This window comes from Actinomadura verrucosospora, from assembly GCF_039540335.1.
Lineage (GTDB): Bacteria > Actinomycetota > Actinomycetes > Streptosporangiales > Streptosporangiaceae > Spirillospora > Spirillospora verrucosospora.
In genome coordinates, this window is sequence record NZ_BAABEV010000002.1 from 227,321 (window position 1) to 243,179 (window position 15,859).

Consider the following 15,859-nt stretch of genomic DNA (forward strand, 5'->3'; position numbering starts at 1 on the left):
GCCGCCTTCCAGGAGCACCCATGACGCCTGACACGGGCGCGTTCGTCCGGCGGATCCGCCGGATCGACCCGGCCGCCGCCGACCTCGACGATCTCGAGACGGTGCGCGACCTGGTCGGCGACGCGCGGGTGGTGGCCATCGGCGAGGGCGCGCACAACATCACCGAGTTCCACGAGCTCAGGGACCGGCTGTTCCGGATCCTCGTCCGGAGGTTCGGGTTCACGGGCTTCGTGATGGAGTCCGGCTTCGCCGAGGGACTGGCCGTCGACGAGTGGATCCACGGAGGACCGGGGCAGGCCGAGACGGTTGCCCGCGACGGCATCACCTACCGGTTCGGCGAGTGCGAGCCGATGCGGCGGCAGCTGCGCTGGATGCGACGCTGGAACTCCGGGAGCTCGGCGAAGGTCGCCTTCTACGGGATGGACCTTCCGGGCTCGTCCACGTCACCCGGGCCGGCGGTACGCGCCTGCCTCGACCGGATGCCGGGACGCCCGGGTGACGAGGAGCTCCTCCGCCTGGCCGACCTGGGAGGCCGGACGGAGGCGGCGGTCCGCTTCGAGGCCATGACCGGCGCCGATCGCGACCGGCTGCTCGCGGGGCTCCGCGAACTGGGGGAGCGCGCGCTCGTGCTCGACGACGAGGTCGTGCGCCGGTGCGCGGCCTCGCTCCGCGCCTTCACCGAGGAACTGGACGCGCCCTCCGCAGGGCCGTACCCGCGGGACGTGTTCATGGCAGAGACCGTGGGCTGGATCCTTGAGCGGGAACGGCGCATCGTCGTGAGCGCCCACAACGCGCACGTCCGGCGATCGCCGTTCCTCGGCCGGCCGATGATGGGCGGCCTGCTCGACGCCTCGCTGGGAGCCGACCTCGTCTCCATCGGGATGAGCTACGGCTCCGGTCCGGAGGTCCGGTTCACCCAGCGCTCGCCGCGCCCCTTCGACTGCGACGTCTCCCTTGGAGCGCGGACGCTGCCGCCGAACAGCATCGAGTCGCGGCTGGACCGCCTCGGCCCGCCCGTGGCCGTCGTCGACCTCCACCGCGCGCCGGCCGGGCTCCTCGACGGCGTCGACGGCACGCTCGCCAACGGCGGCCTCGATCCCGTCGACGACTTCCCGGCGGCCTACGACGCCTTCATCCATTTCCGCCGGGCCACCCGGGTCCCCGGTGCGTTCGAGCGGCTCCGCGCGGAGTTCGAGACGGCCGCACGGGCAGACGCGCAGCAGCCCGCACGACCTGAAGAGCCGGAGTCACCGTGACCTTCCCCTACCCGCCCACCCGTACGGTCGAGGTCTTCGAGGACGTCGCGGGCGTCCGCGTCCCGGATCCGTACCGCTGGCTGGAGCAGGAGACCGATGAGGTGCGGCGATGGCAGCGGCGGCAGGCCGAGCTCGCCGCCGCCGTCATCTACGACGGGCAGGACCCGGAGGCCTTCCGGGGCCTGATCCAGAAGTACGACAGCGAGTCCCGCCCGGCCCTGCCGAGATGCGCGGCCGGCCGCTGGTTCCGCGCCGTGACCCCGCCGGACGGCGGACCGCCCACGGTCGTGGTCGCCGACCAGCCGTTCGGCGCCGGACGACCGGTGACGAGCCTGGCCCAGTTCGGCGACGAGGAGAACCCGGCGTTCCTGTCCTGGATGGCGCCGGCGCCGGACGGCCGCGTTCTGGCCCTGGGCATCTGCACCGACGGCAGTGAGCACAACACCATCCGGCTCGTCGAGGTGGCCTCGGGGCGGCTGCTCGGCGGCGCGCCGGAGCAGGTCCTGCACAGTGCGTGGACCGGCGGTGTCTCGTGGCTGCCCGACAGCAGCGGCTTCTACTTCTTCGCCCTCACCGGCTCACCGCAGGAGTTCAGGCAGGCGGTGTTCCTCCACCGGCTCGGCGCACCGTCCGGGAACACCACCATGGAGCCGATCCCGGTCGGAGACGACTCCCGGGAGTACACGCTCGTCCAGACATCGCCGGACGGCCGGTGGGCCGTCGCCAGCCACCGCGTGGGCAGCCCGATCCCCGTCGCGGTTCGCGACCTGTCCGAGCCCGGCAGCGCATGGCGCCCCTTCGTCACCGAGTGCCCCGGGACGATCGCCGGCCACATCGTCGGCGACCATTACATCGCCGTGACCGATGTCGCCGCCCCCCGCGGGCGGGTGGTCGCCATCCCGCTCGACGCGGCGAACGCCGGTGACCCGGCGGGTTGGACCGAGCTCGTCCCGGAAGGCGACACGGTGCTGCGGTCCCTCACCCCGGTCGGCCGGCACCTGTACCTCAGCGAGTTCGACCGGACCTTCGCCAAGGTCCGGATCATCGACCGCTCGGGCGCCACCGCCGGTGAGGTGCCCCTCCCCGGCCGCGGAGCGCTCGCCGCTCCCTTCTTCGCCCTGACCGCCCTGGCCTACGGCGCCCACACGGACGACTTCGTCTTCGCCTTCTCCACGCTGACGAGCTCCTGGGGCGTCTACCGGCACCGTCCCGGCGAGACGGAGGTCGAGACGCTCTCGGCGCCGACGGTCGCCCTCGACGCCGAACTGGAAGCGGGACGGGCCGTCGCGTCCGACGGCGTGGCGGTCCCGTACCACGTGGTGCGCCCGGCCGGAAGCGACCCGACGCGTGCGGCGCCGACACTGATCTCCGCGTACGGCGCGGCGAACGTGCCCCTCCTGCCCCAGTACCAGCCCGACATGGCCGCCTTCGTCGCCGCAGGCGGCGTCCTCGTGCAGGCGTACCTGCGCGGGGGCGGGGAATTCGGCCGGGACTGGTACCAGGCGGCGCACCGGGAGAAGCGGCACGTCCGCGACGCCGACCTCGTCGCGGTCGCCGAGCACCTCATCGCCGAGGGCCTCACGAGCGCCGACCGGCTCGCGCTGACCGGTGGATCCGACGGCGGACTCATGTGCGGAGTCGCCGTCACCACGCGGCCCGACCTGTGGCGCGCCGTCCTGCCGCGGGAGCCTCTCCTGGACCTCATCGGCGGCACCCGCGACCCCTACCTCGACTTCGTCATCCGCAAGGCCTGGGCCGACCCGGACGATCCGGCGGAGGTCCGCCGCCTCCTCCGGCTGTCGCCGTACGAGCTGGTCGGCCCCGGCGCCTTCCCGGCGGTCTACGTCCAGGCCGGGGCGACCGATCCGCGGTGCCGGCCCTGGCACGCGCGCAAGTTCGCCGCACGGATGCAGGCCGCCCAGGAAGGGGAGGCGCCGATCCTGCTGCACGTCTTCGACAACGCCGGCCACGGCGCGGCGACGCCCCATGACGTCGCGGTCGCGCAGGACGCCGAATGGCTGGCGTTCCTGGTCAGGACGCTCGACCTGCGGGGCCCCGTCAGTCGTCCGGAACCGACCTGAGGGACATCAGGCGCAGTTGCAGCATGGCCGAGAGGCGCGTGTTCGGGTCGCCGAGGTCGACGCCGCCGACCTCGGCCGCCCGCCGAAGCCGGTAGCGGAACGTGTTGGGGTGCACGAACATCGCGGCGGAGGCCACCGCGACGTCGCCGAAGGCGTCGAGCCAGGCGCGCAGCGTCTCGACGAGACTGGTCTGGTGCTCCTTGTCGTAGGCGACGATGCGCGCGACGGGGCCGCTGGGGATGTCTCCGCGGGGAACGAGATCGGCGAGTTCGAGCAGCAGCGCCTCGACGTGCACGTCGTCCAGGCGGGCCACCTGCCGCCCGGCGACTCCTGATCGCAGGACGCGCAGGGCCCGTTCGGCGCCCGAGCGCGACCGGGCGAGCGCCGAGCTGTCCGGGGCGAGCCGTCCCACCCCGATCAGCGGGCGCAGCCGGGACCCGACGCGGGCCAGGAACTCGGTGGCGACCAGGACCGCGCGCTCCTCGGCGTCCTGCCGGTTCTGCGGAAAGGGGAGGATGCCGTAGGAGACGTCGCCGATCAGCGCGGCGGCGGCGCGCGGGTGCATGGCGGACAGGTGCATGGCGAACGCGTCGGCGAGCCGCTTCCGTTCGGTGGCGAGCTGCGCGGGCAGGGGGCTCTCGGCGGCCGAGCCGACGACGGTGAGCGCGAGGACGACCGCCCGCTCGTCCTTCAGGCCGAGGCGGCGCACCGCCTCCAGCGACCGCGGTCCGCTTTCGAGGGCGGTGCTCAGCAGCTCCGCCCGCACCCGCCGCTCCATGTCCGCGTCGGCGCGCTGCCACACCATGTGCATCGCGACGAGCTTGGACGCCTCGTAGAGCGCCTGCCCGCGCTCCTCGCTCAGGGGCTCGGGAACGACCACCCAGATCGTGCCGAGGATCTCGTCCCCGGCGCGCACCGCGATCGCCGCGCGGGGGAGGGCCGGCGGCTGCGTCGCGTCGTCCGTCCTGGGCAGGGGCGCCACGAAGACGGGGCCGTCGCTGCGGTAGATCGCCTGGAACACCCCGCGCTCCTCCAGGATGCGGGTGTACTGCTCCGGGACCTGCCGGCCCAGGATCGTCTGGACCCGGGACAGGTCCGCCTCCTCCTGCCGGCTCGAGAAGGCCAGCAGGCGCGAGTTGCGGTCCTCGATGGTGACGGGTGCGTTGAGCAGCGCGGCGATGGCGTTGGCGACCGCGAAGAGATCACCGGACGGGATCCGGCCGAACGCGTCGGAACCGGCGTCGTACAGGCCGCTGTCGGCGGTCAGGGTCCGGAGCATCCCCGTCAGGTGGGTCCACGACGCGCCGCGGGCGAACGCGAGGACCGCCACCCCCGCTCCGCGCGCCGCCGCGACGAGCCGCTCGTCGGCCTCCACGGGCGCGCGGACCACCAGCCCGGCGGCGCCGCGCCGCCCGAGCTGGGTCACGACCCGCGCGATGTCGGCGGGATCGTGCAGGCCGACGCCCATCACCAGCGCGTTGCTCGGCAGCTCGGGCTCGTCGAGCGGGTCGTAGATCACGACGCCGCCGATGTCGCCGGCGAGCTCGACGTCACCGCAGACCACGTCGAGCAGCGTGGTGCCGAGTTCTTCCAGGACGCGCCCGAGGCTGGCCCGCGGGAGGCTGGTCACGGGGAGGAGCATGCGCCCGAAGCTAGCGCGGCGCGTGCGGGTCGTCGTTCGTACGGCATGACGAAATCACGCTATCCGATCTGTCCAAAAGGACAGGAAAGGATCATCAGGTCGGAACGGGGGCCCATGTCTTGGTGACCGTGACGGCGTCCAGGACGTCGGGGATCGGAGTGACGCCGAGTCCCGGTCCGGTCGGCACGGCGAGGTGCCCGTCCTCAAGGCGGAACGGCGGCGTGATGTCGGTCCGGTAGTAGCGGTCGGACGCGGAGGTGTCGCCGGGCAGGAGGAATCCGGGCAGGGCCGCGAGCGCCACGTTGGCGGCGCGCCCCACTCCCGTCTCGAGCATGCCGCCGCACCAGACCGGAACGTCGTGCGCCGCGCAGACGTCGTGGATCCGGCGGGCCTCGAGGTAACCGCCCACGCGGCCCGGCTTGATGTTCACGACCCGGCAGGCTCCGAGCGCGATCGCGTCGGCGGCGGCGCGGGCGGAGACGATCGACTCGTCGAGGCAGATCGGCGTGGTGATCCGCGCGGCGAGCTCCGCGTGCCCGACGAGGTCGTCCTCCGCCAGCGGCTGCTCCAGCAGCAGGAGGTCGAACGGGTCGAGCCGGGCCAGGTGCCGGGCGTCGCCGCGCCGGTAGGCGGTGTTGGCGTCGACCTGCAGCGGGATGGCGCCGAACCGTTCGCGCACGGCCCGGACCGGCTCGACGTCCCAGCCGGGCTCGATCTTCAGCTTGATCCGCAGGTAGCCCGCCTCCAGGTATCCGGCGACCGTGTCGAGCAGGGCGGGGATCGACTCCGCGATCCCAACCGACACCCCGCACGGCACGGTGTCCCGAACGGCGCCGAGGGCCTGGCCGAGGGCGACGCCGCGGGCGCGAAGATCCGCGTCCAGGATCGCCGTCTCCAGCGCCGCCTTGGCCATGCGGTGGCCCTTGAACGGCGCCAGGGCGGGGGCGACCTTGTGCGCGTCCAGGTCCGTCACGCCGGCCAGCGCCGGCACCAGGAAACGGCTCAGGACGTCGGCGGCGGCGTGCGTGTACTCCGAGGAGTACAGGGGCGCCGTCCCCGCGCCGCACTCGCCCCATCCCTCGGCCTCGTCGGTGACGGCGCGCAGCAGCAGCGCCTCCCGCACGGTCTCCGTGCCGAACGACGTCCGGAAGGGCGACACGAGCGGCACCTCGATGGTGCGGATCTCGACCCCGGTGAGCTTCACTCCGTCTCCTGCCTGTCCAGGACGTACCAGCCCGTGCGGTCGAAGCCGCGCACCCGCGCGCCTTCGGTGAGCAGCTCGCCGAGAACCTCCCGTACCGCCGTGCGCCACTCCGCGGCGCAATCCGGGTCGCTCAGCCGGAGGGCCTCGACGTCGCCGGGGACGCCGACGAGCACGGTGCGCGCGTCGGCGCGCCCGGCGACCGGCCCGCCCGTGGCGGAAACACCCAGCGCCACGGACGCACCCGCCGCGCGGGCGGCCCCCGCGTCGGTCAGTCTGGGGCCGCCTTCGCATGCCGCCCCGACCTCGGGCGCCTCCAGCCGCCACCGGACCAGGACCCGGTCGGTGTCGTCGCTGCGGTTGATGTCGTCGTCCATCGGACCGTAGAAGTTCGACAGGTACTCGGTCGGATCGGCGGCCAGCTTGGCGATGTTGAAGTACGCGTTGCGGCGCACCAGGGGATCGTAGGTCCAGCAGATCTCGCCGACACCGCGCAGCATCGCCCAGGCACGTTGATGCAGCTTCAGCGCGAAACCGACGTTGCGCCCCTGCACGTGCGTCAGCACCCCGGCGATGTGACTGTGCAGAGCCTCGCGCGCCGGTGGGGAGAAGAAGCCGAAGCAGGCCCCCACCAGCTCCCCGCCGTCGAAGGCGCCGCTCACGTAGCTGCCCGCCTTCGCCATCGCGCGCAGCAGGTCGGCCGTCACCGGAGGATTGTTCTCGCCCGTGCGCCAGATGCGCTCGTACAGACGGCGGACGGCCTCGAGCTCGCCGACCCTGTCCAGGGGGCGGATGTCGACGCCCGCGGCGTGCGCGGCGGCCTCGGCCGCGGCGCACGCCGCGTCGACGGGCTGGGACTCGCGACGGCCGCGGATGAGATCAGTCACGCCGGCCATGGTTCCAGCCGGTCCCGTCCCGCAGATGGTCCGAAAGCACCGGACGACGGGGCCCGGTTCGTCCGGACGGACAACCCTCCGCCGCCAGCAGCTCGGCGACGAGCGCGGTGAGCAACCGCGTCCGCTTCGGCAGCTCCGCCACGAACAGGTGCTCGTCATCGGCGTGCGCGCCCCCGCCGACCGCCCCCAGCCCGTCGAGGGTGGGAGTGCCGACACCCGCGGTGAAGTTCCCGTCGGAGGCGCCGCCGACGGCCACCGAAGCGAGCGGACCGATCCCGAGGCCGTCCGCGAGCCGGCGCGCCCGCTCGAACAGGTCCCTCGACGCGGCGGCCGGGAGCGGCGGCCGGTTCGGGCCGCCCCGGACCTCCACGCCGCCGCCGGGCAGCACCGGCCGCAGGGCCTCCATCGCCGCATGGACGCGGTGCTGCTCGGCGGCTTCCCGCACCCGGACGTCGACCTCGAAGCGCGCCGCTGCGGGAACGGTGTTCGCCGTCGTGCCCGCCTCCAGGCGGGTCGGCGTGACGGTCGTGCCCAGCGCGGGATCGCCCAGCCCGACCACGGCCATGATCTGGTGCGCCGCCTCGACGGTCGCGTTCACCCCGCGCTCCGGCTCCAGGCCCGCGTGCGCGGCCTTTCCCCGCACCAGCACCTCGTAGCGCGACACGCCCTTGCGCTCGGTCTTCAAGGCCCCGCCGGGCCCGGCGGCTTCCAGCACCAGCGCGGCCGCGCACCGCCGCGCCTCGCTCTCGATGAGCTCCCGCGACGAGGGCGACCCGGGCTCCTCGTCGCCGGTGACGAGGAGGGTCACGCCGTCCAGGTCGTCCAGCGCCGCCAGCGCGTGGAACGCCATCACCAGCCCCGCCTTCATGTCGAAGCACCCCGGCCCGCGCAGCACCCCGTCGCGGACCTGGAACGGGTGCGTCTCCAGCGAGCCGATCGGCCACACCGTGTCGTGGTGCCCGACCAGCAGCACGCGCGGTTCGGCGCCGAAGCGCCACCGGACATGGGTGCGCCCGTCGATGACGACGCGCTCCGCCTCCGCCCCCAGGAGCCGGGCGCCGACCTCGGCGACCACCTCCGCGCTGCGGGCGACCGCGGCCAGATCGTCGGACGGGGACTCGCAGCACACGAGCCGTTCGATGTCGGCGATCATCGTGGCCTCGCCCGCACGGACCCGTCGCGGGTCGCGGTTCGCCACGGCACAGCCTTCTGTCACGGTGGACACCTCCGGTCGACGCATCGCTCAAGCTTCGCGAGTCGCGCCGCGGGCGGACCTGTCCTGTCGGCCAACAATGGCGCGCGAGGTTGGGAACCGGCGATGAAACCGGGCGGCTCTCTGGGCCGCTCGTGTCAGGAGCCGACCGCCGCGCGTTTGCGGGCGCCCCGGACCGCCGCGGAGAGCGTGGCGATGTCGTAGGCGCCGACGTGGCGCCGTCCGTTGACGAAGAAGGTCGGGGTTCCGGAGACACCGCTCACGTCGGCCGAGTCGACGTCCTCGGCGATCCGCCCGGCACCGGTGTGCCGGCGCAGGTCGGCGCGGAACCGGTCGACGTCGAGGCCGATCTCGCCGGCGTAGCGGACCAGGTCCCGGGGGCGCAGCGCGTCCTGGCGGTCGAGCAGCAGGTCGTGCATCTCCCAGAACCGGCCCTGCGCGGCGGCCGCCTCGGCGGCCTCGGCCGCGAGCTGCGCCTGGGGATGGATGTCGTTGAGCGGCAGGTGGCGCCACACGTACCGGACGTCCCCATAGTCGGCGAGCAGTTCCCGGACGACGGACTCCGCCCGTCCGCAGTACGGGCATTCGAAGTCGCCGTACTCCACCACGGTCACCGGCGCGTTCGCGGGACCGCGGACGTGGTCGCGCTCGGGCTCGACCGGTGCGGCCAGGTCGATGATGCTCTCCGCCGTCCCGAGCAGCGCCCGCAACCGCCTGCGCGGAGGCAGCAGCGCGGTCACGCGGACGACGACCCAGGTCACGAGCGTGGCGCACAGGGCCGCGGACAGCACGCCGATCTTGGCCTCCTCCAGCCGCTCACCGGTGAAGGAGAGCGTCGCGATCAGCAGGGCCACGGTGAAGCCGATGCCGGCGATCGCGCCGCCGCCGCCGACCGCTGCCCATCCGACCGGCGGACGCAGCCGGCCCCGGCTCACCCGGGACACCAGCCATGAGGCCCCGAGGATCCCGACCGGCTTCCCGGCCACGTAGCCGATCACGATGCCGAGCGTCACCGCCGAGGTGAAGGCGCGGCCGAGGAACCCGGCGGTGATCGTGACGCCCGCGTTGGCCAGCGCGAACAGCGGCACGACCGCGTAGCTCGCCCACGGGTGGATGAGCAGCTGGAGCCGCTCGTTCGGGGAGATCGCCGCGGCCACCCCGGTCCGCGCCGACCGGGCGAACTCCGGGGTGGGCTGCTCCCGGAACAGCCTGAAGACCTCGGTGGCGCGTTCCAGGTCGTCGCGCGCCGCCGGGTGGGCGTACGTCAGCAGTCCCATGACCAGGCCGACGACCACCGGCTCCACCCCGGCGGACTGGACCGCCGCCCACGCGGCGACGCCCAGCACGACGTACACCGGGATCTGCCGCACCCCGAGGGCGCGCACCAGCACGGTCACCGCGAGGATGCCGACCGCCAGCAGCAGCGGCGGCAGCGCGATGTCGCCGCTGTAGACGACCGCGATCACCGCGAGCGCGATGACGTCGTCCACGACGGTGGCCGTGAGCAGGTACGTGCGCAGCCGTGCGGGGAAGGCCCGTCCGACCAGCGCGAGCACGCCCAGCGCGAACGCAGTGTCGGTCGACATCGCGATGCCCCACCCGTGGGCGGCCGGACCGCCGGCGTTGAAGGCCAGGTAGACGGCCACCGGCACGACCATCCCGCCGACACCGGCGGCCAGCGGCAGCGCGAACCGCCGCCGGTCGCGGAGCTCTCCCATGTCGAACTCGCGGCGCGCTTCGAGCCCCACCACGAAGAAGAACACCGTCATCAGGCCGCTGTTGACCCACTGCCGCAGATCCTGCGAGAGCCCGGCGCCCCCGAACCGGACGGACACCTGCGTCTCCCACACCCGCTCGTAGGAGGACGCGTCCGCGTTCGCCCAGACCAGTGCGGCGACCGTCGCGGCCAGCAGGACCACGGCGCCGCCCGTCTCGGTGCGCAGGAACTCCCGCAGCGGGGTCCGCAGGTTGCGCGCCCACGCGGTCCGGTCGGCGAACGATCCGGAGGGCGGGCCCGCTCGGCGCTCCGTCATCGCTGGACGCTCACCCGGGCCCCTCCTCGCCCGGCAGCCGGACGCGCAGGGCGACCGTCCCGGTCAGGTCGATCCAGGCCGAGTCCGGCGTCCGGACGTAGCGCAGGAGGACATGGCCGCATCCAGGGCAGCGGGCGACCAGGCCGGGCGCCCGGTCGTACACCCGCAGCTCGGCGATCGGGCCGGTGAGCCCGCAGTTGACGCAGCGGCCGGTGGCCGCCGTGACGTCCACGGCGAACAGCTCGCTCAGCGGGCCGGCCAGGGCGTTGCCGTCCACATGATCCATGGGACCGGGGGCGTCCTCCCGGCGGGGCACGTTCATCTCGCTCAGCCTCCGTTCAGCCGAACCGTTCGGTCTTGATCCGCCGCGGGTCGTGACCGCGGGCGAGCAGCATGTCGGCCGCCGACTCCACGAACCCCGTCGGCCCGCAGACGAAGCAGTCACGGTCGGGCGGGCCGTCCCCGAGATCGGCCGCCGTCAGCCGGCCGGGCGGGCGGGGCCAGCCGCCGGGGGCCGCCCGGGTGTAGACGTACGCGACCTCCAGCCCGGGCTCGGGACGCCGCAGCTCGTCGGCATAGAACACGTCCTCGGGCGTGCGCGTGGAGTACACCAGCCGGAACCGCGTTCCCGCCCCGGCCAGGCGGCGGGCACGGACCATGGCCATCAACGGCGCGATCCCGGAACCGCCCGCGACCAGCAGGACGTCCCGCCCCGCCTCGGGCCGCCACACGAACCAGCCGCCCACCGGACCCCGGATCTCGACCGGATCGCCATGGCCGAGCACATCGGTGAGATACGGGGAGACCTCACCGTCCGGGACCCGCTGCACGGTGAGCTCCACCCGATCGGGCGCGGAGAGCGAGTAACTGCGCTGCGCGGCATACCCGTCCTCCGCGGTCAGCCGCACGTCGACATGCTGACCGGCCAGATGCCCCGGCCAGCCCGGCACCTCGAAGACGAGCGTGCGGGCCGTTTCCGTCTCCCGGCGCGTCCCGGCCAGCCGCGCCACGCGCCACGCTAGTCGCCCTGGTACCGCTGCTCGCGCCATGGGTCCCCGTAGTCGTGGTAGCCGGCGGTCTCCCAGAAGCCCGGCTCGTTCTCGTTCAGCAGGTCGATGCCCCGCAACCATTTCGCCGACTTCCAGAAGTACAGGTGCGGAACCAGAAGCCGCACTGGCCCCCCATGCTCCGGCGCCAGGTCCTCCCCGTCGTAGCGGTAGGCGATCCAGGCCTTGCCGTCGAGCAGATCCTCAAGCGGCAGGTTGGTGGTGTACCCGCCGTACGAGGACACGAGCGCGAAATCGGCCGCGGTCTCCACGTCGGCCAGCAGGACGTCCAGCGACACCCCCTGCCAGTCCGTGCCGAGCTTGGACCACTTGGTGACGCAGTGAATGTCCACCCGCGGCTTCTCGAACGGCAGATCCAGCAGCTCCCGCCACGTCCACCGGTATTGCCGCCCGGTCTCCGCGGTCACCGTGAGCTCCCACTCCTCCGGAGGGATCCGCGGGGTCGGACCGGCCGACAGCACGGGAAAATCCTCGGTCAGGTACTGCCCGGGCGGCAACTGGACCGCAGCCTCGCGCCGCCGCCCATGGAACCCAGGCGAAACGACCCCCATCACAGCCTCCCCTCATCAGGCAGAACGGACCCCGTCCTCTGGCCCTTCCTTCCCCAACCCACCGACCCCGATGCGGCCCCCACCCTGGTCACCACCGACCCCGCGCCGACTGGGCACCCGCTCCTCCTGGAGCGGCACAGGCCAGCCTGGCGAACGCCCCACAACCTCAGCGCCGCCCTCACTACGTCAAGCCCGTTGGCGAAGTGTCCGGGAGAGTGCCGACGCGGAAGGGCGGAAGCGCTGCTTTCAGGTACGGGTGAGGAGGACGCTCCGGACCTGCGAGCGGACGAGAGCGCGGTCGAAGACGCGGACGTCGTCGATTCCGCCTCGCCAGTGGTCGATGGGGCGGCCTTGTTCGAGGGCCCGGCCGATTTCCAGCGGACCCGTCGCGCGCACCAGCCTGCGGCACGACCGGGTGGCCGAGAGTTCCCCGTTCACGTAGAGCCGCAACTGCCGCGTCTTCAAGTCGTACACCGCGGCGAGGTGCGTCCATGTGCCGGCCTTCGGCCGCTCCCGGCTGAAGACGGTCTGGTCGCCGTCGGCCCACCCGGTGGCCTGGTTCGGGACCAGGATCGCCCACCTTCCCTTGTCGGAGTCGTAGCTGAGCAGGAAGACGTCGAAGTCGCCGTGGTGCACGCTGAGCACGGTGCCCCAACCGTCGCCGGCGTCGAGCCGAACCCAGGCGGTGACGGTGAAGTCCAGATCCGTGCGGAACACCGCGTTCTGGGCTGTGGTGTGGGCGGTGCCGTCGAGCAGCAGCGCCTGCCCGCTGGGCGCGGCGATCCGACTCGCTCGGCCGGCCGTTCTCAGCGGATGGCGGCCTTCGGAGTCCGCGGCGAGGTCGTTCCCGGGATCGTCGAACCGCCACCAGGCCACCGGCTCGGCCGCCGGGGCCGCCGGGGCCGCGAGCGGCGGCGCCGCGGAGCCGCTCAGAAGGAGCAGCATGGCGGCCGACAGCGCGACCGCGTATCGCCGGATCCGGTTGCGCGGCCTGTTCGCGGCCGCTCTCGGCTGTGGTCGAACCGGCCTGGTGTCGACCAGGAGGAAGGTCTGCGCGGGGGGCATCGCGTGGGCTGGCGACCCGTCACCGGCCAGGCGGTCGTAGGCTGCCAGCCATTGCGCTGCCTCCGTCACGGCTTGTTCGGGGCCGAGGCAGGCGCGGACGAATGCTTCGACGGTTTCTCGTCGTGGCAGGGTGTCGCCGGTGAGGGCTTGGGCGATGGTGCTGCGGGGCAGGCTGTCGCCTGCCGCCTCCGCCCGCCGCTCCAACTGCCGGTAGGAGAACCCCGAGCGCCGCTTCAGATGGCGCAGGGCGTCCATCAACTCTTCGGCGTCGCGAATCCGAGGTGGTCGGGGGCCGGTCGGGGGTCTGCCGTGTGACCGAGAGCGACGCTGTGCCTTGGGCCGGTCCGGATGTGAGCGGTGATCGCCAGTGCCGGTTCCGAGGGTGGACCGGGGCGATGCCCCCAAGTCGTTGCCCTCGGCGAGCCTGTCGTACGCGGCCAGCCACTGCGGGGTTCCCATCATGGCTTGTTCGGGGCCGAGGCAGGCGCGGACGAATGCTTCGACGGTTTCTCGTCGTGGCAGGGTGTCGCCGGTGAGGGCTTGGGCGATGGTGCTGCGCGGCAGGGTGTCGCCCGCCGCCTCCGCCCGCCGCTCCAGCTGCCGGTAGGAGAATCCCGACCACTGCTTTAGGCGACGCAGGGACGAAACGAACTCTCCGCCGGACCGCATGTCCTCCGGAAGAAAAATCTCCTGCGCCATGTTCCCCCTGCCGCCCGAATGGCACCCGCCGCCTATACAAAGAATGATGGCCGCAGTCAAAGATCTCTGACAAGGGCGATTTCGTCGGGTAACGCTACGTCGCCGGATCGTGTCCACAAGTGATCATTGTCGATGTCCGGGAACCGGTGCCGTCCGACCGGCCGTCCGGCGCTGTCCGGGACACCGCTCTTATCCCTTTGTGCAGGCCACACCTGGTGTCCCGGACGAAAATCCCCTTGTGGTGCAGCCGCCTCCGAAGCACGTTGCTGATGGACGCGGAAGGGCGCGTCCAGGCTCGTCCACGGTGAGGAAAGGAGGTCTCTTCGGCTGGCCTGCGTACGCCGACAAATGCTTCGAGTAACGGATCTCAACCCTTTACTCGGAGGCGGTGCGACCGGCCGGCCTTCAGAAGATTCGCCGCACAGTCGAAAAGGAGACGAAGATGGCAGCTTTCCGCACGAAGAAGATCACCCGGCTCGGTCTGACGACCGTCGCCGCCATCGGCCTCGGCGTGGGCGCGGCCGCCTCGCCGGTGCAGGCGGCGCAGACCGCTCCCGCGCGACCCGCCGTCGCGGGGCCCAACTGCGGCTGGACTCCCGCCACCAACGGCAGCGGGTCCATGCGCACCGACAAGCCGATGAAACTGCGGGAGGGCCCGTCGGCCACCTGCGACACCATCGGGTGGACCTCCATGCCCACGAACCAGAAGCTGTGGGCCCGGTGCAAGTTCGTCAACGACGCGGGGAACACCTGGTACTACGTCCGTCCGGAGCCGCCGGCGGGGGAGTACTGGGACCCGGGCTGGATCTTCTCCGGGAACGTCACCGGCGTCCCCTCGGGGATCCCCAAGTGCTGAGCACGTCCTAGGGGCGCGCACGATCTGATCAGTTGATCGGATCGCGACCGCCGGCGGGGGTCGCCCACCACGGGCGGCTCCCGTCGGCGTCGTCGGCTTCCACCGCGTTGAACTCGTACACGGCCTCCGTGCACGCAACCCCAGTGTGGTGTGTCCTCGGTGATGGGCCCCTCAGCGGCCGTCACTAATCCGAGTGCTAGGAGCCGTTGAGGGCCGCCGGGTCATCCTCTCCTTGCCTTCCGACTCCCCAGATGCCGCCGGGCACGGCGGCCAGGTCGTACACCGCGGTCCCGGCGGGGATCGTCACGGGCTCCCATTGGCCGCCGCTGTAGCGGTACGGGGGCTTCTCCGGCGGCGCGGACGCCTCCGGCGCGACCCAGGGGGTCCCGGACGCGTCCACGGTCAGGTCGCCGAGGTCGGGGTACCCGGCCGGGGGCGCGATGTAGGTCCATGCGGTGCCGTTCCAGTGCGCCAAGCGCTTGGCCGTGATGGCCCAGACGTCGTTCGCGGCGACCGGGACGACCTTGCGGAACCAGTCGTTGACCGCGGGCGGCGGGACGTTCTTCCAGACCGCGCCGTCGAAGTGCGCGGCGGCGGGCACCTGCTGCACGCCGTCCTTGTAGCCGACCGCCCATGCGTCGGACGCGGTGAGCGCCTGGAGGTCGGCGACGTAGTCGAGCCCGGGCACGTCGACAGCGGTCCAGGCGTCGCCGGTGCGCTTGAACAGCCCGTTCCCGGACTCCAGGTCCCAGGTGCCGGCGAAGGTGCCCGCCGGGCCGGTGGCGAGCATGGTGACGTACTTGGCCGGAACCGCGACCTTCTGGAACGCCGAGCCGTCGAAGCGTGCCACGTAGGTGCTCCACCTCCCGCTGGCGCCGAGTCCGCCGGCGATCCAGGTCTCGCCCGCGCCCGAGGCGACTTGCGCGATCTCGCCCTGGCCCGTCCAGCCGTTGATCGGATACTCCTTCCACGACGAGCCCGCCCAGCGCCGCACGACCGGGTTCCCGTCGTTGTACACGGGGCACAGATCGCCCCAGTGCAGGCAGTACTTGCCCTGCACACCGCCGACCCAGACTCCGCCCGCGCCGTCGGCGGTGACGTCGTGGAGCCGCGCCGTCGGCCACAGGAAAGGCAGGGAGACCGGACGCAGCTCGGGGGCGGCCGCGACGGCGGGTGCGGGAAGAGACGCGATGGCGACGGCGATGCCGGCCGCGATGGCACGTTTCATGCGAGCACTATCCAACGAACTCCAAAAAAACACCAGTGTCTACTGGAACGGTCGACCCGGTCGCATGCGGA

The 15,859-nt window shown here is 72.7% G+C and carries 13 protein-coding genes; 3 read left to right on the top strand and 10 right to left on the bottom strand.

Annotation, left to right across the window (positions count from 1 at the left end):
- Positions 1-20: 20 nt before the first annotated feature.
- A complete protein-coding gene (locus ABD944_RS03435; protein WP_345172264.1) occupies positions 21-1,256 on the top strand; it encodes an erythromycin esterase family protein in 1,236 nt (411 codons plus the stop codon).
- A complete protein-coding gene (locus tag ABD944_RS03440) occupies positions 1,253-3,337 on the top strand; it encodes a prolyl oligopeptidase family serine peptidase (RefSeq protein ID WP_345172266.1) in 2,085 nt (694 codons plus the stop codon). The genes ABD944_RS03435 and ABD944_RS03440 overlap by 4 nt, the downstream gene beginning before the upstream one ends.
- Here ABD944_RS03440 and ABD944_RS03445 read toward each other — a convergent pair.
- The 9 genes from ABD944_RS03445 to ABD944_RS03485 all read right to left on the bottom strand — a co-directional run bounded on the left by ABD944_RS03445 (position 3,315) and on the right by ABD944_RS03485 (position 13,704).
- On the bottom strand, positions 3,315-4,979 hold the full coding sequence (locus ABD944_RS03445) for a PucR family transcriptional regulator (protein ID WP_345172267.1): 1,665 nt from the start codon (positions 4,977-4,979) through the stop codon (positions 3,315-3,317). The genes ABD944_RS03440 and ABD944_RS03445 overlap by 23 nt on opposite strands.
- Before the next feature lie 94 nt (positions 4,980-5,073).
- Positions 5,074-6,183, bottom strand: a complete 1,110-nt coding sequence (menC, locus tag ABD944_RS03450) for an o-succinylbenzoate synthase (RefSeq protein ID WP_345172269.1) — start codon at positions 6,181-6,183, stop codon at positions 5,074-5,076.
- Complete coding sequence (locus tag ABD944_RS03455; protein WP_345172271.1) at positions 6,180-7,067, bottom strand: GNAT family N-acetyltransferase; 888 nt, start codon at positions 7,065-7,067, stop codon at positions 6,180-6,182. Before ABD944_RS03455 ends, menC begins: the two co-directional genes overlap by 4 nt.
- The gene (locus tag ABD944_RS03460; protein ID WP_345172273.1) at positions 7,060-8,292 is read right to left on the bottom strand and encodes a M20 family metallopeptidase; all 1,233 of its coding nucleotides are present in this window, start codon (positions 8,290-8,292) and stop codon (positions 7,060-7,062) included. The genes ABD944_RS03455 and ABD944_RS03460 overlap by 8 nt, the downstream gene beginning before the upstream one ends.
- A 134-nt stretch (positions 8,293-8,426) precedes the next feature.
- Positions 8,427-10,322 (bottom strand): Na+/H+ antiporter NhaA, encoded by a 1,896-nt coding sequence (gene nhaA / locus ABD944_RS03465; RefSeq protein ID WP_345172275.1) that lies wholly within the window; start codon positions 10,320-10,322, stop codon positions 8,427-8,429.
- A 10-nt stretch (positions 10,323-10,332) separates the two neighbouring features.
- Positions 10,333-10,644, bottom strand: coding sequence for a DUF6510 family protein (locus tag ABD944_RS03470; RefSeq protein WP_345172277.1), 312 nt, complete (start codon positions 10,642-10,644; stop codon positions 10,333-10,335).
- 16 nt (positions 10,645-10,660) lie between these two features.
- On the bottom strand, positions 10,661-11,332 hold the full coding sequence (locus tag ABD944_RS03475; RefSeq protein WP_345172279.1) for a ferredoxin reductase: 672 nt from the start codon (positions 11,330-11,332) through the stop codon (positions 10,661-10,663).
- A gap of 8 nt (positions 11,333-11,340) precedes the next feature.
- Positions 11,341-11,940, bottom strand: a complete 600-nt coding sequence (locus tag ABD944_RS03480) for a sulfite oxidase-like oxidoreductase (RefSeq protein ID WP_345172281.1) — start codon at positions 11,938-11,940, stop codon at positions 11,341-11,343.
- 246 nt (positions 11,941-12,186) lie between these two features.
- Positions 12,187-13,704, bottom strand: a complete 1,518-nt coding sequence (locus ABD944_RS03485; RefSeq protein WP_345172283.1) for a LamG domain-containing protein — start codon at positions 13,702-13,704, stop codon at positions 12,187-12,189.
- Between the two features lie 442 nt (positions 13,705-14,146).
- On the opposite strand from ABD944_RS03485, the gene ABD944_RS03490 reads away from it, so the two are divergent.
- Complete coding sequence (locus ABD944_RS03490) at positions 14,147-14,560, top strand: hypothetical protein (protein ID WP_345172285.1); 414 nt, start codon at positions 14,147-14,149, stop codon at positions 14,558-14,560.
- A 196-nt stretch (positions 14,561-14,756) separates the two neighbouring features.
- Here ABD944_RS03490 and ABD944_RS03495 read toward each other — a convergent pair whose 3' ends face one another.
- The gene (locus ABD944_RS03495) at positions 14,757-15,788 is read right to left on the bottom strand and encodes a hypothetical protein (protein WP_345172287.1); all 1,032 of its coding nucleotides are present in this window, start codon (positions 15,786-15,788) and stop codon (positions 14,757-14,759) included.
- Positions 15,789-15,859 lie beyond the last annotated feature (71 nt).